The sequence below is a fragment of the Pseudomonas sp. MH9.2 genome (assembly GCF_034353875.1).
GTDB lineage: Bacteria > Pseudomonadota > Gammaproteobacteria > Pseudomonadales > Pseudomonadaceae > Aquipseudomonas.
The window spans coordinates 4,541,315-4,560,499 of the sequence record NZ_CP133784.1 but is presented as its reverse complement, the minus strand read 5'-3'; the positions used below and the strand labels follow the sequence as shown (position 1 = coordinate 4,560,499).

Here is a 19,185-nt window from a genome sequence, read left to right as displayed (position 1 = left end):
GGCTCAGGCCTATCGCGCCAGCGAACTCAACCCTTCGCCCGGCGCATCTTGAAGAACTCACTCAGCATCCTCCCGCATTCCTCCGCCAGCACCCCCCCTTCGAACAACACCCGATGGTTGAGAAAGGCCTGACTGAAAAACTGCCCCTGACTCTGAACAATACCGGCCTTGGGTTCAAGCGCACCGTACACCACACGAGCGATGCGTGAATGCACAATCAGGCCCGCGCACATGCTGCACGGTTCGAGGGTGACGTAGAGGGTGCTGCCCGGTAGCCGATAATTACTGAGCGCCTGAGCTGCGGAGCGAATGGCGACCATCTCGGCGTGGGCGCTGGGGTCGCTGCCGCTGATAGGGCAATTGAACCCGCGTCCGATAATTTCGCCGTTCTGCACCACTATTGCGCCCACGGGCACTTCACCCAAAGCTGCGCCCTGCGAGGCCAGCGCCATTGCCTCACGCATGAAATGTTGATCCTGACTGCGATCAATAATCTGCGACTGCCTCATCAGGACACCTCTATTGCGGCCATTAGCCCGGTTTCCATGTGGTCGATCACATGGCAGTGGAACATCCACACGCCCGGATTATCGGCTACCAGCGCGACACGTGCCCGCTCGTTTTTACCGAGCAGGTAGGTGTCGGTGAAGTACGGAATGATCGTCCTGCGGTTCGACCCGATGACCTTGAAACTCATGCCGTGCAAGTGGATCGGGTGCTGATACTGCGTCATGTTCTTCAACTCGAAGATGTAGCTTCTACCCTTTTGCAGCTTGGCGATGGGCCGGTCGGCGCAGGTCTTGTCGGTGATATCCCATGCCTTGCCATTGATCTGCCACAAGCTCGGTGGTGCACCATTGTCGACGTTCACCGACACGGAGCCCACCCATTCGAAATTGAAGTTGAGCTTCTCGGCGTTAGCCATGTCAGGTTCGGAAACTGGATTGACCGGCAACGCCGGAGGCCATTCGCCAGCTGCGTCGCTGTTGGCAACCGAACGAAAGGTTCCCAGACGTACCGGACCATTGCGCAGCGAAATCTCTTCACCCGCCGCTGGCACCTTGATCGCCAGACAAATGCGCATGCCCGGCCCCAGCCAATATTCCTTACCCAACGGCCGTGGCTTGACCGGATTACCGTCCAGCGCGTAGATCTGCGCCTCGACACCGGGCATGTTCAGGCGATAAGTCAGGGTATTGTCGAGATTGAGTAGCCTGACCCGGACAATCTGCCCGGCAGGCAAGTCAATGACGGCCTGCGGCACGCCATTAATAGTCGATAATCGCCCCGCCGTACCGCCGCGCGCGGCTTCACGAGACACACTGAAAGCGGTGAACGCCCCCTCTTCGTCAACATGCCAGCTTTTCAGGCTCAGGGTCCGCTCATGCAGGAAACCGGTCGGCTCACGCTCTTCGACGATCAACGGCCCGACCAGCCCGCGACCCAACTCTTCACTGCTATTCACATGTGGGTGATACCAGTAGCTGCCAGCGTCCGGCACGCGAAACCTGTAATCGAAATACTCCCCCGGCAACACAGGCAGCTGCGAAACGTACGGCACGCCGTCCATTTCCAGCGGCAAACGGATCCCGTGCCAGTGAATCGTGGTCGGCACCGGCAGCTTGTTGATGAACCGTACTCGCAGCCACTCGCCCTGACGCACCCGCAACTCAGTGCCCGGCGCAGAGCCACCGAATGCCCAGGCCGGCGTCTGATGGCTAGACACCAGCTCCAGATCCAATGGCGCGGCAATCAGCTCGTAGTCGTGGCCCGCCTCGGAATTCCTGCGCCCCAGCCAATAGCGCGAAGCGCCACCTGCGCCCAAACCAACCACGGCAAGACCGGCCAGACCTCCGAGTATTTGTCGACGGGTAAAGGACATAAGCGCAAGCACCTCAAGAATAAAACAGAGTGGAGCCGGATGGCCCGCACACACCTGAGAACAGATGCCAAGGGCGAATACGATACACCTGCATTTGAAAAAAAATAAGGGCAGCCTAGGCTGCCCTTATAGATTGAATCATTTCAGCGCTGCAAAGCTGCCGCCGCGATCAGATCATTCCCACTCAATAGTCGCTGGCGGCTTGCTCGACACGTCGTACGTGACGCGGGAGATGCCTTCGATTTCATTGATGATGCGGCCGCTGACGGTTTCCAGCAGCTCGTAAGGCAGGTGCGCCCAACGTGCGGTCATGAAGTCGACGGTTTCCACTGCACGCAGGGCGACAACCCAAGCGTAACGACGGGCATCGCCCACCACACCGACCGATTTAACCGGCTGGAACACCACGAATGCCTGGCTGACCTTGTGATACCAGTCAGCCTTGCGCAGCTCTTCGATGAAAATGTGGTCAGCGCGACGCAACAGGTCGGCGTACTCCCTTTTCACTTCACCGAGAATCCGTACACCGAGACCCGGGCCCGGGAATGGGTGACGGTAAACCATGTCGTACGGCAGGCCGAGTTCGAGACCCAGGCGGCGGACTTCATCCTTGAACAGTTCGCGCAACGGCTCGACCAGTTTCAGGTTCATCTCGTCCGGCAAGCCACCCACGTTGTGGTGCGACTTGATCACATGAGCCTTGCCGCTTTTCGCGCCAGCCGACTCGATCACGTCCGGGTAGATGGTGCCCTGAGCCAGGTACTTGATGTTGTCCAGCTTGCAGGATTCGGCATCGAACACATCGATGAAGGTACGACCGATGATTTTGCGCTTCTTCTCTGGATCGCTCTCGCCCGCCAGATTGTCGAGGAACTGATCGGCAGCGTTGGCGCGGATCACTTTGACACCCATGTTCTCGGCGAACATGGCCATCACTTGCTCGCCTTCGTGCAGACGCAGCAGGCCGTTGTCTACGAATACGCAGGTCAGTTGATCGCCGATGGCTTTGTGCAGCAATGCCGCAACCACCGAAGAATCGACACCGCCGGACAGACCGAGCAGCACGTTATCGGTGCCAACCAGGGCACGGACATGCGCGATGGCGTCTTCAGCGATGTGCGACGGCGTCCACAACGCTTCGCAGCCGCAGATGTCGAGAATGAAGCGCGACAGGATGCGACCGCCCTGCTTGGTATGGGTTACTTCCGGGTGGAACTGCACACCGTAGTAGCCGCGCGAGTCGTCGGCCATGCCGGCAATCGAGCAACTCGGGGTGCTTGCCAGCACGTGAAAGCCTTCAGGGATTTCAGTCACTTTGTCGCCGTGGCTCATCCACACGTCAAGGCCGTAAAGACCGTCTGGATCAACGTGATCTTCAATACCATCGAGGAGGCGGCTCTTGCCAACCACATCGACTCGGGCGTAACCGAATTCGCGCAGCTCGGAACCTTCCACCCGACCGCCCAGCTGTTCAGCCATGGTCTGCATGCCGTAGCAAATTCCGAAGACTGGCACGTTCAGGTCAAACACGGCCTTTGGCGCACGCGGGCTATCAGCTTCGTGTACGGACTCAGGGCCACCGGCGAGAATGATCCCGCGTGGGTTGAATGCGCGAATCGCTTCGTCGTCCATGTCGAACGGATGCAGCTCGCAATACACGCCGATCTCACGCACGCGGCGGGCAATCAGTTGGGTGTACTGGGAACCGAAGTCGAGGATCAGGATGCGGTGGGCGTGAATGTCGAGGGCCATGACTCATTCTCTCGGTGGAATTCGGAAACAACACGGGGCTGCTAGCAGCCCCGATTATTTAGATGACACTGGATAGCGCTTTTAACCTACGCGGTAGTTCGGCGCTTCTTTGGTGATCTGCACGTCGTGGACGTGGGACTCAGCCATGCCGGCACCGGTGATACGCACGAATTCTGGCTTGGTGCGCATCTCTTCGATCGTGGCGCTGCCGGTGTAACCCATGGATGAACGCAGGCCGCCCATCAATTGGTGAACGATAGCGCTCAGCGAGCCTTTGTAAGCGACCCGGCCTTCGATGCCTTCCGGCACCAGCTTCTCGGCACCCTCGGAAGAGTCCTGGAAGTAACGGTCAGATGAGCCCTGCGCCTGAGACATCGCACCCAACGAACCCATACCGCGGTAAGCCTTGTAGGAGCGACCCTGGAACAGTTCGATTTCACCTGGCGCCTCTTCGGTACCGGCAAACATCGAGCCCATCATCACGCAGGAAGCACCGGCCACGATGGCTTTGGACAGGTCACCCGAATAACGGATGCCGCCATCGGCGATCAACGGAACGCCCGTGCCTTCAAGGGCCGCGGCGACGTTGGCGATGGCGCTGATTTGCGGCACGCCGACACCGGCAACGATGCGCGTAGTGCAGATGGAGCCAGGACCGATACCGACCTTGACCGCATCGGCACCCGCTTCAGCCAACGCCTTGGCAGCAGCGCCGGTAGCGATGTTGCCGCCGATGACCTGCACTTCAGGGAAATTCTGTTTGACCCAACGGACGCGATCGATCACGCCCTTGGAGTGGCCGTGAGCGGTGTCGACCACCACCACGTCAACGCCGGCGGAAACCAGGGCTGCAACGCGTTCGGCAGTGTCCTTGCCGGTACCAACCGCAGCGCCGACACGCAGACGACCTTGATCGTCCTTGCTCGCCAATGGGTAGGCCTTGGCTTTTTCGATGTCCTTGACGGTCATCATGCCCTTGAGCGCGAACTTGTCGTCGACGATCAGGACTTTTTCCAGACGATGCCTGTGCAGCAGCTCACGCACTTCGTTCTTGTCGGCGCCTTCACGAACAGTGACGAGACGCTCTTTAGGCGTCATCACTTCCCGAACAGGAACATCCAGACGGTTTTCGAAGCGCACATCCCGAGACGTCACGATGCCGACCAGGTCGCCATTGTGCATCACCGGTACGCCGGAAATATTGTGCAGATGCGTCAGTTCGAACAGATCACGTACCGTGGCATCTGCCTCGATGGTAATGGGGTCCTTGACTACACCGGCTTCGAACTTCTTGACCTTACGCACTTCGGCAGCTTGCTGCTCGATGGTCATGTTCTTGTGGATAATACCGATACCACCTTCCTGAGCCATGGCAATTGCCAGACGGGCTTCAGTCACGGTATCCATCGCGGCAGAGACCAGCGGAATATTAAGCTCGATGCCACGTGTCAAACGTGTCTTCAAACTAACTTCGTTAGGAAGCACCTCGGAATAACCGGGCACTAGGAGAATGTCGTCGAAGGTTAGAGCTTCTTGGCTGATACGCAGCATCGCGGGGGCTCCCGAGCGGGAAATTGGAAGCGCGCCATTATACCCATACGGACCTGCCTGCTCAATGTAAACCTCAGCCTATTATCAATCAGCGTCCAAATGCACGTTGACTAACGAAACCGGACGATCCAGACGCTCGGCGAATTCATCGAGAAAGCTCTGCTTGAACGAGGCGTCCAGCCAGTTATTGAAGATAAAACCCAGGTTGGAAAAACCGCAGGCTTGCAGGAACAGAAAGCCATTGATGTCGTCTTCATGCCCGCATTCCGGGCAGATGAAGTTATCGGTGTGCCCCGGCATCCACTCTTCCAGACTGTCGAACAGTGCTTCACCCACTTCTTTTCTGCATTCAGGGCAGCCAGCCTCTTCAGCGAAATCGGTCAGCGGAGTAAAGATACAACGCTTGGTGACGATCTCCAGACCGTTGATCGCTTGCCCGAATGGCAGGGCATCAGGATTCTCGACGACATCACGGGCACCGGGCGCAACGGCATAGGCCATCTTGCTGAAACTGCGGCCGCAGGTGGTCAATTCTTGCTCGATGATGTTCTTGTTCATCAGCCAGCGCAGGATCAGCCGGGCTCGGGCCTCGTGAGCCGGAAAGTCGGAAATCTGCGGGACGATGATGCTCTGGGTATTCATGGATGACGCCTATTGCTGCTACTTAATAAGGCAGCTTAATCCCCCCCCTTTCAGGTCAAGTGCTGGCTCATGTGGAGAGGTAGCGACCGATCAATGCAATACCACTGGCCAGCACCAGCCACGTGACCAGACGCACAAAGGCCTCACGCGACAATTTCATGATCAGTGAGCGGCCAATCCACGAACCCACGACCATCGCCGGAAACAAACACGCGGCCAGCATCAGCAACGGCATTTCGGCGTACACCCCCGCCAGCATAAACAGGCTCAACCGGACGATGGTGCTGCAACTGATCAACGCGGCCTGGGTCGCCCGCGCCTGCACCTTGGAAGGCAAACGGCTGTTAAGGTAAATCGCGTAAAGAAAGCCACCACTGCCAAATAGCGCACCGAACAGGCCGCCAATGGTGCCCATCGGTATTGCCCAGCCCGCCGCGAGCTGTGTCGGACGAACTTTTACCCCTAGGCTATAAAGCGCGTAAGCGGTAATGAACAATCCCATCAGCAACAGCAAGACATCGGATTTAAGGTTGAGCAGAAACACCACGCCCAAGGTGCAGCCCACCGCCATGCAGGGCAGCAGGCGCAGGAGCTCAGCCTTGACCACCGATCGGCGCGAAGGCAGCAGATTGCCGAACGCAGCGATGAAATCCAGCAATACCAACAACGGAATGATCCGCGACAACGCCATGAAATTGATCAGCACCGGTCCAGCAACCAACGCCGTACCAAACCCGGCGATACCAAATACGATGTACGCGCCTATCACGCCCAGCTCGATCAGCACCCAGTCGAGGGGCGTGAACGCCAATTGATTGAACAACCCGGTTAAATCGGCAAAGGTCATCGAGATTCATCCATGAAGTTATCCGTGCCGACTGTAACCAGCGAGCGGTATGCTCGACTAGATAAAACCACCACTACCTATCCTATATAAAGGCATGCCTTTATCATGCTCGCCATGATCAAAGACCCCTTCGCAAGACTCGGCCTCGACCGGGAAGTCCTCACCGTCAGCCAGCTCAACGGCCGCGCACGCGTGCTGCTGGAGGATGTGTTCAGTAATATCTGGGTTGAAGGCGAAATCTCCAATCTGTCCCGCCCGGCGTCCGGCCATGTGTATTTCACCCTCAAGGACAGTGGCGCCCAAGTGCGTTGCGCACTGTTCCGGCAAAGCGCCGCACGGGTTCGTCAGGTGTTGAAAGACGGTCTGGCGGTGAAAGTGCGCGGCAAAGTTTCGCTGTTCGAAGGCCGTGGCGACTATCAGTTGATCCTCGACACCGTCGAGCCCGCAGGTGAGGGTGCCCTGCGTCTGGCCTTCGATGCACTGAAAGACAAACTCAGCGTCGAAGGCCTGTTCAGCGCCGAACGCAAAGTGCCGTTGCCTTTGCATCCGCGTCGCATCGGCATCATCAGCTCGCCTACCGGCGCAGTGATTCGCGACATCATCAGCGTGTTCCGCCGTCGTGCACCGCAGGTGCAACTAACGTTGATCCCTACCGCAGTACAAGGTCGTGATGCTATCGCGCAAATTGTCCGCGCCTTGAAACTGGCCGACTCTCGAGGTTTTGATGCCTTGATCCTGGCCCGTGGCGGCGGCTCGCTGGAAGACTTGTGGTGCTTCAACGAAGAAGCGGTGGCCCGGGCAATCGATGCCTGTGTGACGCCGATTGTCAGCGCGGTCGGGCATGAGACCGACGTCTCGATCAGCGATTTCGTGGCCGACGTGCGGGCACCGACGCCATCGGCTGCGGCAGAGCTGCTCGCACCGGACGCCAGTGACCTGCATCGACGGGTCGATAGCCTGAAGCGGCGGTTAGTCACCCGCATCCAGGATCGCTTGATGCGCGAGCGCCTGCGCCTGGAAGGCATTTCCCGACGCTTGCGTCATCCTGGCGAGCGCCTGCGCCAGCAAGCACAACGCCTGGACGATCTGGACATGCGCCTGCGTCGCGCCTTCGAACAGCACACGCAAAAACGCGCTGCGCGTCTGGCCCATCTGCAGGCCCGCCTCGCCGCCCAGCATCCGGGTCGTACCCTTGCGCTGTTGAAACAACGGCTGGACAGCTTGTCCCAACGCTTGCCTCGAGCGATTCGCGAGATCCTCAAGACCCGACGTTTGCAGCTGCAAAGCCACATGCAGACGCTGCACGTGGTCAGCCCGCTGGCAACGCTGAGCCGTGGCTACAGCATCCTGCTCGATGAACGTGGTCATGCGATTCGTAGCGCGGAACAAACCCATAACGGCCAGCGTTTGAAAGCCCGGCTTGGCGAAGGTGAATTGCAGGTGCGCGTCGAAGACAACCATCTGGCGCCTGTCACCCTCTCTCTTCTGGATTGATCTATTGATGCTGCGTTTTATTGCGCCACTATTTGCACTGTGTCTTGCCCTGCCCGCCCATGCCAGCAACGACAGTTACATCGCCCGCCTGCTGAACAAGCCGGTACCGGGCGGTGTTGCGGTCGTCGATCTGGGTACCAGCGCTCAGGCGCCGCAAGCCAGTTATCAAGGCAGGCCGGTGTTGGTGGTCAAAGAACAGGATGCGCGCTGGCTGGCGATTGTGGGTGTGCCGTTGACGATCAAGCCCGGCAGCCAACAGATCACCGCCAAAACCGCGAATGGCACACGCACCCTGAACTTCACCGTCGGCAACAAGCAATACCCAGAACAACGCATCACCCTGAAAAACCAGCGCCAGGTCAATCCCAACCCCGCCGACCTGAAACGTATCGATGGCGAACTGGCCGAGCAGATTCGCGCTTACCGCAGCTTCACGCCGGGGACGCCGAGCAACTTGCTGCTGGACAAGCCGGTGAGTGGTCCCCTTTCGAGCAAGTTCGGCGTTCGCCGTTTCTTTAATGGCGAGGAACGCAATCCCCACGCGGGTCTGGATTTCGCTGTACCGGCGGGCACCCCGATCAAATCGCCAGCCGCTGGCAAGGTGATCCTGATCGGCAATTACTTCTTTAACGGCAATACCGTGTTCGTCGACCACGGCCAGGGTTTCATCAGCATGTTCTGCCACATGTCGAAAATCGACGTGAAGGTTGGTCAGGCAGTAAGCCGTGGTGGCGTGGTAGGCAGAGTCGGCTCAACCGGCCGCGCCACCGGGCCGCATATGCATTGGAACGTCAGCCTGAACGATGCACGGGTTGATCCAGCAATTTTTATTGGTGCATTTCAACCCTGAGTTGCGCCCCCGTGGAAGACCGCGCAATTTGCGCGGTCTTTTACTTAAGATTCAGCCATAAAAACCCGTAAAAACGCTAAATCAGATGATTTATATCAATTTTTATCGAGTGCTTGCCAACTTTCACCCCAATGGTTACGGTTGACGGCATGAAAACCTCACACACCCTCATTCTATTGCGCCAACATCGCTGCCTTTGCCTGGTCAGTGCACGACTGCCAAGCTAGATCGCGGTGCCTCGCCCCTTTCTTTCGTTTCAACGGTAGGCCGCCTCTATCCGGCCAGCACAATAAGGATTTTTCCCATGGCAATGCTCAACGATCCCTCGACCAAGTACCGCGCGTTTCCAACCATTGACCTGCCTGACCGTACCTGGCCTTCAAAGACCATCACAACAGCGCCGATCTGGTGCAGCTCTGACCTTCGCGACGGCAACCAATCGCTGATCGAGCCGATGGATGCGGTCAAGAAACTGCGTTTCTGGAAGACCCTGGTCAGCGTCGGCGTCAAAGAAATCGAAGCGTCGTTCCCGGCCGCCTCGCAAACCGACTTTGACTTCGTCCGTACTCTGATTGAAGGCAACCACATCCCGGATGACACCACCATTCAGGTGCTGACCCAGGGTCGTGAAGACTTGATCGCGCGCACGTTCGAATCCCTGCGCGGGGCAAAGAAAGCCATTGTTCACCTGTATAACGCGACCTCGCCTTCGTTCCGCCGCATCGTCTTCAACCAAGACAAAGCCGGCGTGAAAGAGATCGCGGTCAGCGCAGCCAAGCTGTTCGTCAAGTTCGCAGCCCAGCAGCCTGAAACCCAGTGGACGTTCGAATATTCGCCGGAGACTTTCAGCGCGACCGAACTCGAGTTCGCCAAGGAAGTGTGCGACGCGGTCATCGAGGTCTGGAACCCGACACCTGAGCACAAAGTCATCCTCAACCTGCCAGCAACCGTTGAAGTGGCTACGCCAAACATATACGCCGACCAGATCGAGTGGTTTGGCCGCAATATCAATCGCCGTGACAGCGTGCTGATCAGCCTGCATACCCACAACGACCGTGGTACCGGGGTTGCGGCCACTGAGCTGGGCTTGATGGCTGGCGCCGATCGCGTTGAAGGTTGCCTGTTCGGTAACGGCGAGCGCACCGGTAACGTCGATCTGGTCACCGTGGCACTCAACCTCTATACCCAGGGCATCAACCCTCAGTTGGACTTCTCTGACATCGACGGCGTGCGCAAAGTCGTTGAGGAGTGCAACCAGATTCCAGTTCACCCACGCCATCCGTATGTGGGCGATCTGGTGCACACCGCGTTCTCCGGCTCGCACCAGGACGCCATCCGCAAAGGTTTCAGCCAGCAAAAGCCTGATGCGTTGTGGGAAGTGCCTTACCTGCCAATCGACCCGGCCGATATCGGTCGCAGTTACGAGGCGGTGATTCGGGTCAACAGCCAATCCGGCAAAGGCGGCATCGCTTACCTGCTGGAACAGGAATATGGCATCTGCCTGCCACGCCGGATGCAGATCGAGTTCAGCCAGGTAGTTCAGGGTGAAACCGATCGTCTGGGCCTGGAAATGAGCGCGCAGCAGATTTACAGCTTGCTGCACCGCGAATACCTGCAAGCCAACGTGCCGTACGCCCTGCTCAGCCATAAGCTGCAGGAAGAAAACGGCAACAGCTCAGTGGATGCCGAGGTCCATTGCGATGGCGAGACCCAGCACTGGCGTGGCAAGGGCAAAGGCGCTCTGGAAGCACTGGTCGCCAGCCTGCCGGACTCCGTGGAAATCATGGACTACAGCGAACACGCCATTGGCGCCGGGACCACGGCCAAGGCAGCGGCTTACATCGAACTGCGAGTGAACGGTGATCGTGCGGTCCACGGTGTTGGCATTGATGAGAACATCACCACTGCCAGCTTCCGCGCACTGTTCAGTGCACTGAATCGCTCATTGAGCCAGGCCCAAGCCAAAGCGGCTTGATCTGAACACCTGAAACAAAAAACGGCCCCGAAGCGAACGCTTCGGGGCCGTTTTTGTGTCTGCTTCCCGCATTTCCTGTGAGAGATGTCGCCCCGCCTGCAACGCCGCGCTATCGCGCAGTTCAAACTGTAAGAGCAACTGTCTGCGAAGACCATTCAACGAGGCCTGTCAGACACACCGCGTTGCGACTTTCACAGATAAGTCAGCTCCTGCGGGGATCAGCGTTTGGCTGGAAACCGCATCAAATAAAAACATTATTATTCAATGCAGCTCGAAAGTGTCCGCATCCAGATTCGCCGGAAAGCGTTTGCGGTAGGCGGCCAGGTCGGCAGCGCTCAGGCAGACCTGAAACACCCCATCGGCCTCACCGGCGCTAAACAGGCTTTCACCCTGAAAGTCGAAAACGTGGCTATCACCCGTGTAAGTAAAGCCCTTACCGTCGGTGCCGACTCGATTGACTGCGGCGACGTAGCAGAGGTTTTCGATGGCGCGGGCCGGTAGCAGGCGATTCCAGTGCAGACGTCGTGCGCCGGGCCAGTTGGCGACATACAGCAGCAGATCAGTGTCTTGCGCATCACGGCTCCAGACCGGGAAACGCAGGTCGTAGCAAATCAGTGGCCGAATCCGCCAGCCTTTCAATTCAAACTGAACCTGACGCTCACCCGGAGTGAAGTGGTTGTGCTCGCCCGCCATGCGAAACAGATGGCGCTTGTCGTAATGCAACAGCTCACCGTCTGGGCGCGCCCATAGCAGGCGATTGCGATGGCTGCCGTCAGCAGCCTGAACGATCAGGCTGCCCGTCACGACCGCATCCAGTCGCTTGGCCTGGGCCAGCATCCACTTGGCGGTGGGGCCATTTTCCGGCTCGGACAGGGTTTCGGACTGCATCGAGAAGCCGGTGGTGAACATCTCTGGCAGGATAATCAGGTCCGCGCCCCGAGCCTGATCCAGCAACAGCTCGAAATGCTCATGGTTGGCCTCGCGGTCGTGCCACACCAGAGTGGTCTGGACCAACGCTATATTGAGATTGGGCAGTTCGCTTAAATCGCGCATAGTTTTTCCGCTGCCTGACGCAACGTCTCCTCGCGTTTGGCAAAGCACAAACGAATCAGGCGTTGCCCTGATGGTGGGCTTTGGTAGAAGACCGAGATAGGAATAGAAGCCACACCATGCTCGCGGGTCATCCACAGCGACATATCGACGTCATTCAAATCCGGACGAATGTTCGAGTAATCCACCAGCTGAAAATAGGTGCCCGCTACGCGGCTGAAGTTAAAGCGTGAGGGTTCAAGCTGGTCGCAGAACAGATCGCGCTTGGCCTGATAGAACGCGGGCAGCTCCTCGACATGCTCAGGGTGCTCGGCCATGAAATCAGCCAAGGCGTATTGCAGCGGCGTTACGCCACAGAAGCTCACGTACTGGTGGATCTTGCGCAACTCGGCAGTCAAGGCCGGAGGCGCGACCACATAACCGGTTTTCCAACCGGTAACGTGATAGGTCTTGCCGAACGAACTGACCACGAACGCCCGCTGGTACAGTTCTTCATGGGCCAGCACGCTGGCGTGCGGCACGCCGTCAAACACCAGGTGCTCGTACACTTCATCGCTGACCAGATAAATATCGCGATTGGCGATCAACGCCGCCAACCGATCGAGCTCATCGCGGGTGATCAACGCGCCGCTCGGGTTGTGCGGGCTGTTGAGGATGATCATCCGCGTGCGCGGGGTCAGGGCTTCGCCGAGCTTCTGCCAATCAATGGCGAAATCGTCCAAGCCAAGCTGAACATGCACGCAGCGACCGCCAGCCAGCTCGACCGAAGGTTCATAGCTGTCGTAGCACGGGTCGAACACGATCACTTCGTCGCCGGGCTGAATCACCGTCTGGATCGCGCAAAAAATGGCCTGGGTCGCGCCGGGGGTGATGGTAACTTCAGTGTCGGCATCCACCTGACGGCCATAGCTACGGGCAATTTTGGCCGCCACTTGCTGGCGCAGGGCAGGCAAGCCGGTCATCGGCGCGTATTGGTTGTGGCCATCAGCGATGTGCCGGCTCACAGCATCTCGAAGCGCTTGCGGGCCGTCGAAATCCGGAAAACCTTGGGACAGGTTAATTGCACCGGTCTGCGCGGCAAGCTGGGACATCACGGTAAAAATGGTCGTGCCGACATTCGGCAGCTTACTGATGATCATGGGCCATTCCCTTGCTTACACCCGGCTCTACGGCGGCACGGGAAACAAACAGGATAGCCCATACCACGCGCATAAAAAAAGGCGCCATTGGCGCCCTTTTCAAGAATATCCGTTACCGGATCAACGCTTATCTTTGCGTTTTTTGTCAGCTTTCTTGTGGTGAGACATCATTCGACGCTTCTTGTTGACCTGACGGTCTGTCAGCGTGTTCTTGTTGCCTTCGTATGGGTTCTCCCCGCCTTTGAACTCGATCCGGATTGGCGTACCGACCAGCTTCAACACGCGGCGGTAGGTGTTTTCCAGATAACGGACATAGGACTTGGGTACTTTCTCGACTTGGTTGCCGTGAATCACGATCAACGGCGGGTTAGCACCGCCCAAGTGAGCATAGCGAAGCTTGATGCGGCGGCTGCCAACCATCGGCGGTGCATGTTCACTGACCGCGTCTTCAAGAATCTGAGTCAGGCGGTTAGTCGGCCAGCGGGTGACTGCGGACTTGAACGAGTTCTGAACCGATTGGTAGAGGTTACCCACACCCGTGCCATGCAAGGCCGAGATGAAGTGGATATCGGCGAAGTCGACGAAGAACAAGCGACGTTGCAGCTCGATCTTCACGAACTCGCGCTCGCTCGGATCCATGCCATCCCACTTGTTCAATGCGATAACCAGCGCACGACCGGATTCCAGGACAAAGCCCAGCAGGTTGAGGTCGTGATCGACCACGCCTTCGCGGGCGTCCATCACGAAGATCACCACGTTGGCGTCTTTGATCGCCTGCAGGGTTTTCACCACCGAGAACTTTTCGACTTCCTCGTGGACCTTGCCGCGCTTGCGCACACCCGCGGTGTCGATCAGCGTGTACTTCTCGTCGTTACGCTCGAAGGGAATGTAGATGCTGTCACGGGTGGTGCCAGGCTCGTCATAGACGATAACCCGGTCTTCACCGAGCATGCGGTTGACCAACGTCGATTTGCCAACGTTCGGACGGCCGATGATCGCGATCTTGATCCCGTCTTTTTCACTAGGACCTGGAATGCGCTTGGCTTCCTGGCCTTCGGCGACATCTTCGGCCTCAATCTCTTCTTCAGGGTCTTTCGGGAATTCGCTGAGGGCGATTTCCAGCATCTGAGTGATGCCACGACCGTGAGCACCAGCAACCGGGATCGCATCACCCATACCCAACGGGCTGAATTCAGCGCGGGCCATTTCAGGATCGATGTTGTCGACCTTGTTGGCTACCACGTAGGAACGCTTGCCACGCTTGCGCAAGTGCTCGCCGATCATTTGGTCAGCAGCCGTGAAACCGGCACGGGCATCTACCAGGAACAACACAACATCGGCTTCTTCGATGGCCAGCAGCGACTGCTCGGCCATCTTTTCGTCCATGCCGTGTTCATCACCAGAGATACCGCCGGTGTCGATCAGAATGTAGGAACGCCCTTGCCACTTTGCCTCACCGTACTGGCGATCACGGGTCAGACCGGACAAATCGCCGACAATAGCGTCGCGAGTCCTGGTCAGGCGGTTGAATAAGGTGGACTTGCCGACGTTCGGTCGACCCACCAGGGCGATTACGGGAACCATGCGGCTCTCCACTTCGTTATTTCAGAAAATACAAAAGCCGCTGCATGGCAGCGGCCGGAGTTCGGAGCGGCACCAGAAGTGCCGCAGGCCTTGCCGGGGCAAGGCTGCAAGAGGCCCTATGTTTCAAACATAGAGAGCGGCCTCACGCGTAGACAACCATTACTTGATCTTCAGGGCTTCCAGCTTGCCGCTGTTGCCAAACACATAAATCGTGTCGCCAACAACCAACGGACGGGCACGCAGGCCATCGCCGTCAATTTTCTCACGACCAACGAAACGGCCATCGACCTGGCTCAGCAGGTGCAGATAGCCTTCCATATCGCCGACCGCCACGTAGCTGGAAAACACTTCCGGCGCACCCAGCTGGCGACGAGCCAATGCATCGTTGCTCCAAAGCGCTGTCGAGGAGCGCTCATCGACGCCTTCGACAGTGCCACTGGCCAGACTCACGTAGACGCTGCCAAAACCTTGGGCGACACCGGCATAGCTTGACGCATCACGCTGCCAAAGCACACGACCGCTCTCTACATCCAGACCGGCGACACGACCCTGATAGGTGGCGACATACAACGTACTGCCAGACAACAGCAGACCACCGTCGATATCGACAACACGATCCAGTTCCGAGCGACCTTGTGGAATAGCAACGCGTTGCTCCCAGATCGGCACGCCGTTCGAGGTATTCAATGCAATGACTTTACCCGTCGACAGACCGGCCAAGGCAAGGTGGCTGGTCACGATCGGCGCGCCAGTACCGCGCAATGTCAGGACCGCAGGGGTGCTTTCGTAGATCCAGCGCTGGTTGCCGGTGGCAGCATCGAAGCCGAACACACGGTCATCCTGCGTCTGAACCACGACCACGTCACCGTTGGTCGCAGGCGGTGCCAGCACTTCACTGGTCACGCGAGCGCGCCACTTTTCTTCGCCGGTGGCAGCGTCAAGAACGATGACTGCGCCTTTGAGCGTACCGACCATCACCAGACCGGAGCCTACGCCAACGGCACCGGAAACAGGCAGTTCAAGGTCCTTCTTCCAGATCACGTCGCCCGTCGTGCGATCCAGAGACATCACAATACCGGTGACGTCCGCAGCGAAGATATTCTCACCTTCGACAGCTGGAACCAACATGCTGTAGTTCTTGCCCTGGCCATCACCGATGGAGCGACTCCATTGCTTTTGCAGAACCACTTCTTCTTTGAAGTCGGTCAGCTCGGCCGGTGGTAATTCCTTTTTGCTGTTGCTACTGCAACCCGCGGCCAATATGGCCAGGGCCAGCAATGCTGCATGTTTCCAACGCATCACGTCACGCATCCCCTTTCGCCAAGTCGTCGAGTTTCATTTGTAAGCTACCCACTGCCGCTTCTTCAGACAGCGCGGATTTGGCTTTTTGATAGGCCGCATGCGCCTCGTCGGCACGGCCCAGCTGTACCAGCAGGTCGCCCTTGAGTTCTTCACGGCTGGCCAGGAATGCTTTGTCGGCATCACCGTCGAGCAGTTTCAGTGCTTCGTCAGTCTTGTTCTGAGCAGCCAACACCCGAGCCAGACGCTGACGCGCAATTTCACCCAGCGTGTCGTTGAACGGCTTGGCGGTAATGGCGTTGAGTTCAGCGGCAGCATCATCGAGCTTGCCGGTATCAACCGCCACTTTAGCCACGAACAGGCTGCCGTATTGAGCGTAAGCCGAGCCACCGAATTCGCTTTTCAACTTGCCCGCGATATCCGCGACCCGTGCCGTGTCAGGCTGACCGCTCGGGGTCAAGGCCGTTTCCAGCAATTGCTGATAGAGCATCGAGGCGCCTTGCGACTGGTTGCCCTGATATCTGTGCCAGGCTTGCCAGCCAAATACCACGATCAACGCCAGCAAACCGCCAGTAACCAGGGGTTTGCCGTTGCGTTGCCACCAGTCCTTCATCACGGCCAGTTCTTCATCTTCGGTACGCGACACCCCAATACTCCTATTCGCTAAAACGGCTGTTTATCAGCTTCAACCCTGCACAACGCAGGCGGCCAGGTGCTCAGACAGAGCATCCCAGGCAATATTTTGTTGTTCGCCCTGGCCACGCAGGGGTTTGAAACCTACCACTTGCTGGGCCAGTTCATCGTCGCCCAGGATCAGCGCGTACAGTGCACCGCTCTTGTCGGCTTTTTTGAACTGGCTTTTAAAACTGCCAGCGCCGGCATTGACCTGCAAACGCAGGTTCGGCAACTGGTCACGCAAACGTTCGGTCAGGGTCAATGCAGCCAGTTCGGCAGCTTCACCGAAGGCACACAGATAGACGTCGACCTGACGCGAGATTTCTTCCGGGATCTGCTCCAGGGTTTCCAGCAGCAGGACCAGACGCTCGATGCCCATGGCAAAACCGACGCCGCTCGTAGGCTTGCCGCCCATTTGCTCGACCAGGCCATCATAACGACCACCGGCACACACAGTGCCTTGGGCGCCCAACTGATCGGTGACCCATTCGAAAACGGTTTTGCTGTAGTAATCGAGCCCGCGCACCAGCTTGGGATTGATCACATACGGAATACCGGCTGCGTCCAGACGTGCCTTGAGCCCGTCGAAGTGGATACGCGACTCGTCGTCGAGGTAATCCGCCAGCTTCGGCGCGTCCACCAGAACGGCCTGGGTTTCAGGGCTCTTGGTGTCGAGAACGCGAAGCGGGTTGGTTTTCAGACGACGCTGGCTGTCTTCGTCAAGTTCGCTCAGGCGTGCCGACAGAAACTCGACCAGCGCCTCGCGATAACGCCCGCGCGCTTCGCTGGTGCCCAGGCTGTTGAGCTCAAGTTTGACCGCGCCGCGAATGCCCAGCAGGCCCCATAGACGCCAGGTCAGAACAATCAGCTCGGCGTCGATGTCCGGGCCATCAAGATTGAAGACTTCCACCCCAATTTGATGAAACTGGCGATAACGGCCTTTCTGTGGCCGCTCGTGGCGGAACATAGGGCCGATGTACCAAAGCTTCTGAACCTGGCCGCCACCGGTAATACCGTGTTCAAGCACTGCACGCACACATGCCGCAGTGCCTTCAGGGCGCAGGGTCAGAGAGTCACCGTTGCGATCGGCAAAGGTGTACATCTCTTTTTCGACGATGTCGGTCACTTCACCGATAGAGCGCTTGAACAGCTCGGTGAACTCAACGATTGGCATACGAATCTGGCGATAACCGTAGTTATCCAGCAGACGCGACACCGTGCCCTCGAAATAGCGCCACAGGGGCGTCTGGTCGGGCAGGATGTCGTTCATGCCACGAATGGCTTGCAGAGACTTACTCACGAAAAATCCTTAGCGAAATCTGTATTGGCCTATCAACCGCGCGCGATGAGCGCTGCGTCGGCTTCGACCTTTTCGGCCGCTCTCTGACGGATCAAGCGTTCAAGCTCATCGACCAGATTGTCATTGGTCAGCTTCTGCGCTGGCTTGCCGTCGATGTAAATCAGGTTAGGCGTTCCCCCAGTGAGGCCGATATGCGCCTCCTTGGCTTCGCCAGGACCGTTGACCACACAACCGATCACCGCGACATCCAGCGGTACCAACAAATCTTCAAGGCGCACTTCCAGTTCGTTCATGGTCTTGACCACATCGAAGTTCTGCCGGGAACAGCTCGGGCAGGCAATGAAGTTAATGCCACGGGAACGAAGGTGCAGCGATTTGAGAATGTCGTAACCGACTTTCACCTCTTCGACCGGGTCAGCAGCCAACGAGATGCGGATAGTATCGCCAATCCCCTCGGCAAGCAGCATACCGAGGCCAACAGCTGATTTTACCGTGCCTGAACGCAGGCCACCGGCTTCGGTAATGCCCAGGTGCAACGGCTGAATGATTTGCTTGGCGAGCAAGCGATAGGCTTCCACCGCCATGAACACGTCGCTGGCTTTGACACTCACCTTGAAATCCTGGAAATCCAGACGATCCAGATGCTCGACATGCCGCAACGCGGACTCGACCAGCGCAGCCGGTGTCGGCTCGCCATATTTTTTCTGCAGGTCTTTTTCCAGCGACCCCGCGTTGACCCCGATACGGATCGAAATCCCACGGTCACGGGCGGCACTCACCACCGCGCGCACACGGTCTTCGCGGCCGATGTTGCCCGGGTTGATCCGCAGGCAGTCAACGCCCAGCTCGGCGACGCGCAATGCAATTTTGTAGTCGAAGTGGATGTCGGCAACCAAGGGGACCTTGACCAATTGCTTGATCCGGCCAAACGCCTCGGCAGCATCCATGTCCGGAACCGAAATCCGCACGATATCGACGCCAGCCGCTTCCAGACGATTGATCTGCGCAACCGTGGCCGCGACATCGTTGGTGTCGCTGTTGGTCATGCTCTGCACCGCGATGGGCGCATCACCGCCCACCGGGACGGAGCCGACCCAAATTTTACGAGATTCGCGACGTTTGATCGGTGATTCGCCGTGCATGAC

Annotated in this window: 16 protein-coding genes; 3 read left to right on the top strand and 13 right to left on the bottom strand. The window is 58.1% G+C overall.

Features of this window, described 5'->3' with window-relative positions:
* Positions 1–26: 26 nt before the first annotated feature.
* The 6 genes from tadA to RHM55_RS20995 all read right to left on the bottom strand — a co-directional run bounded on the left by tadA (position 27) and on the right by RHM55_RS20995 (position 6,674).
* Positions 27–509, bottom strand: coding sequence for a tRNA adenosine(34) deaminase TadA (gene tadA, locus RHM55_RS21020; RefSeq protein ID WP_322178146.1), 483 nt, complete (start codon positions 507–509; stop codon positions 27–29).
* Positions 509–1,882 carry a multicopper oxidase family protein gene (locus RHM55_RS21015; RefSeq protein WP_322178145.1) on the bottom strand — a complete coding sequence of 458 codons (1,374 nt, stop codon included), beginning with the start codon at positions 1,880–1,882 and terminating at the stop codon, positions 509–511. Before RHM55_RS21015 ends, tadA begins: the two co-directional genes overlap by 1 nt.
* Before the next feature lie 174 nt (positions 1,883–2,056).
* Entirely contained in the window at positions 2,057–3,634 is a 1,578-nt protein-coding gene (guaA, locus tag RHM55_RS21010) for a glutamine-hydrolyzing GMP synthase (RefSeq protein ID WP_322178144.1), read from the bottom strand.
* Between the two features lie 81 nt (positions 3,635–3,715).
* Positions 3,716–5,185: an IMP dehydrogenase gene (gene guaB, locus RHM55_RS21005; RefSeq protein ID WP_219061145.1), complete on the bottom strand. Its 1,470-nt coding sequence runs from the start codon at positions 5,183–5,185 to the stop codon at positions 3,716–3,718.
* 84 nt (positions 5,186–5,269) lie between these two features.
* Positions 5,270–5,827, bottom strand: a complete 558-nt coding sequence (locus RHM55_RS21000) for a sugar ABC transporter ATPase (RefSeq protein ID WP_322178143.1) — start codon at positions 5,825–5,827, stop codon at positions 5,270–5,272.
* Between the two features lie 67 nt (positions 5,828–5,894).
* Positions 5,895–6,674, bottom strand: coding sequence for a sulfite exporter TauE/SafE family protein (locus tag RHM55_RS20995; protein ID WP_322178142.1), 780 nt, complete (start codon positions 6,672–6,674; stop codon positions 5,895–5,897).
* A gap of 114 nt (positions 6,675–6,788) precedes the next feature.
* Here RHM55_RS20995 and xseA point away from each other — a divergent pair, with 114 nt between their 5' ends.
* From xseA to leuA, 3 genes are all read left to right on the top strand, one after another.
* Positions 6,789–8,168 carry an exodeoxyribonuclease VII large subunit gene (gene xseA, locus RHM55_RS20990; protein WP_322183050.1) on the top strand — a complete coding sequence of 460 codons (1,380 nt, stop codon included), beginning with the start codon at positions 6,789–6,791 and terminating at the stop codon, positions 8,166–8,168.
* Positions 8,169–8,175: 7 nt separating this feature from the next.
* On the top strand, positions 8,176–9,018 hold the full coding sequence (locus tag RHM55_RS20985) for a peptidoglycan DD-metalloendopeptidase family protein (protein ID WP_322178141.1): 843 nt from the start codon (positions 8,176–8,178) through the stop codon (positions 9,016–9,018).
* Between the two features lie 304 nt (positions 9,019–9,322).
* Positions 9,323–10,993, top strand: coding sequence for a 2-isopropylmalate synthase (gene leuA, locus RHM55_RS20980; protein WP_322178140.1), 1,671 nt, complete (start codon positions 9,323–9,325; stop codon positions 10,991–10,993).
* A 261-nt stretch (positions 10,994–11,254) separates the two neighbouring features.
* Here leuA and RHM55_RS20975 read toward each other — a convergent pair whose 3' ends face one another.
* The 7 genes from RHM55_RS20975 to ispG all read right to left on the bottom strand — a co-directional run bounded on the left by RHM55_RS20975 (position 11,255) and on the right by ispG (position 19,182).
* Positions 11,255–12,046: an amidohydrolase gene (locus RHM55_RS20975; protein WP_322178139.1), complete on the bottom strand. Its 792-nt coding sequence runs from the start codon at positions 12,044–12,046 to the stop codon at positions 11,255–11,257.
* Positions 12,034–13,182 (bottom strand): pyridoxal phosphate-dependent aminotransferase, encoded by a 1,149-nt coding sequence (locus tag RHM55_RS20970; RefSeq protein WP_322178138.1) that lies wholly within the window; start codon positions 13,180–13,182, stop codon positions 12,034–12,036. Before RHM55_RS20970 ends, RHM55_RS20975 begins: the two co-directional genes overlap by 13 nt.
* Positions 13,183–13,302: 120 nt before the next feature.
* A complete protein-coding gene (gene der / locus RHM55_RS20965) occupies positions 13,303–14,766 on the bottom strand; it encodes a ribosome biogenesis GTPase Der (protein WP_219061138.1) in 1,464 nt (487 codons plus the stop codon).
* Positions 14,767–14,925: 159 nt separating this feature from the next.
* A complete protein-coding gene (gene bamB / locus RHM55_RS20960) occupies positions 14,926–16,077 on the bottom strand; it encodes an outer membrane protein assembly factor BamB (RefSeq protein ID WP_322178137.1) in 1,152 nt (383 codons plus the stop codon).
* Entirely contained in the window at positions 16,070–16,711 is a 642-nt protein-coding gene (locus tag RHM55_RS20955) for a tetratricopeptide repeat protein (protein ID WP_322178136.1), read from the bottom strand. The genes bamB and RHM55_RS20955 overlap by 8 nt, the downstream gene beginning before the upstream one ends.
* Positions 16,712–16,750: 39 nt before the next feature.
* Positions 16,751–18,040, bottom strand: coding sequence for a histidine--tRNA ligase (gene hisS / locus RHM55_RS20950; RefSeq protein WP_219061136.1), 1,290 nt, complete (start codon positions 18,038–18,040; stop codon positions 16,751–16,753).
* Between the two features lie 32 nt (positions 18,041–18,072).
* Positions 18,073–19,182, bottom strand: a complete 1,110-nt coding sequence (gene ispG / locus RHM55_RS20945; protein WP_219061135.1) for a flavodoxin-dependent (E)-4-hydroxy-3-methylbut-2-enyl-diphosphate synthase — start codon at positions 19,180–19,182, stop codon at positions 18,073–18,075.
* Positions 19,183–19,185: the final 3 nt, after the last annotated feature.

What these genes read in the sequence shown, in the direction of transcription:
- bamB (WP_322178137.1), bottom strand. Translation starts at nt 16,077, where the DNA reads ATGCGTGACGTGATGCGTTGGAAACATGCAGCATTGCTGGCCCTGGCC.
- leuA (WP_322178140.1), top strand. Translation starts at nt 9,323, where the DNA reads ATGGCAATGCTCAACGATCCCTCGACCAAGTACCGCGCGTTTCCAACC.
- guaA (WP_322178144.1), bottom strand. Translation starts at nt 3,634, where the DNA reads ATGGCCCTCGACATTCACGCCCACCGCATCCTGATCCTCGACTTCGGT.
- xseA (WP_322183050.1), top strand. Translation starts at nt 6,789, where the DNA reads ATGATCAAAGACCCCTTCGCAAGACTCGGCCTCGACCGGGAAGTCCTC.
- RHM55_RS20995 (WP_322178142.1), bottom strand. Translation starts at nt 6,674, where the DNA reads ATGACCTTTGCCGATTTAACCGGGTTGTTCAATCAATTGGCGTTCACG.
- RHM55_RS21015 (WP_322178145.1), bottom strand. Translation starts at nt 1,882, where the DNA reads ATGTCCTTTACCCGTCGACAAATACTCGGAGGTCTGGCCGGTCTTGCC.
- guaB (WP_219061145.1), bottom strand. Translation starts at nt 5,185, where the DNA reads ATGCTGCGTATCAGCCAAGAAGCTCTAACCTTCGACGACATTCTCCTA.
- RHM55_RS20975 (WP_322178139.1), bottom strand. Translation starts at nt 12,046, where the DNA reads ATGCGCGATTTAAGCGAACTGCCCAATCTCAATATAGCGTTGGTCCAG.
- RHM55_RS21000 (WP_322178143.1), bottom strand. Translation starts at nt 5,827, where the DNA reads ATGAATACCCAGAGCATCATCGTCCCGCAGATTTCCGACTTTCCGGCT.
- tadA (WP_322178146.1), bottom strand. Translation starts at nt 509, where the DNA reads ATGAGGCAGTCGCAGATTATTGATCGCAGTCAGGATCAACATTTCATG.
- ispG (WP_219061135.1), bottom strand. Translation starts at nt 19,182, where the DNA reads ATGCACGGCGAATCACCGATCAAACGTCGCGAATCTCGTAAAATTTGG.
- der (WP_219061138.1), bottom strand. Translation starts at nt 14,766, where the DNA reads ATGGTTCCCGTAATCGCCCTGGTGGGTCGACCGAACGTCGGCAAGTCC.
- RHM55_RS20985 (WP_322178141.1), top strand. Translation starts at nt 8,176, where the DNA reads ATGCTGCGTTTTATTGCGCCACTATTTGCACTGTGTCTTGCCCTGCCC.
- RHM55_RS20970 (WP_322178138.1), bottom strand. Translation starts at nt 13,182, where the DNA reads ATGATCATCAGTAAGCTGCCGAATGTCGGCACGACCATTTTTACCGTG.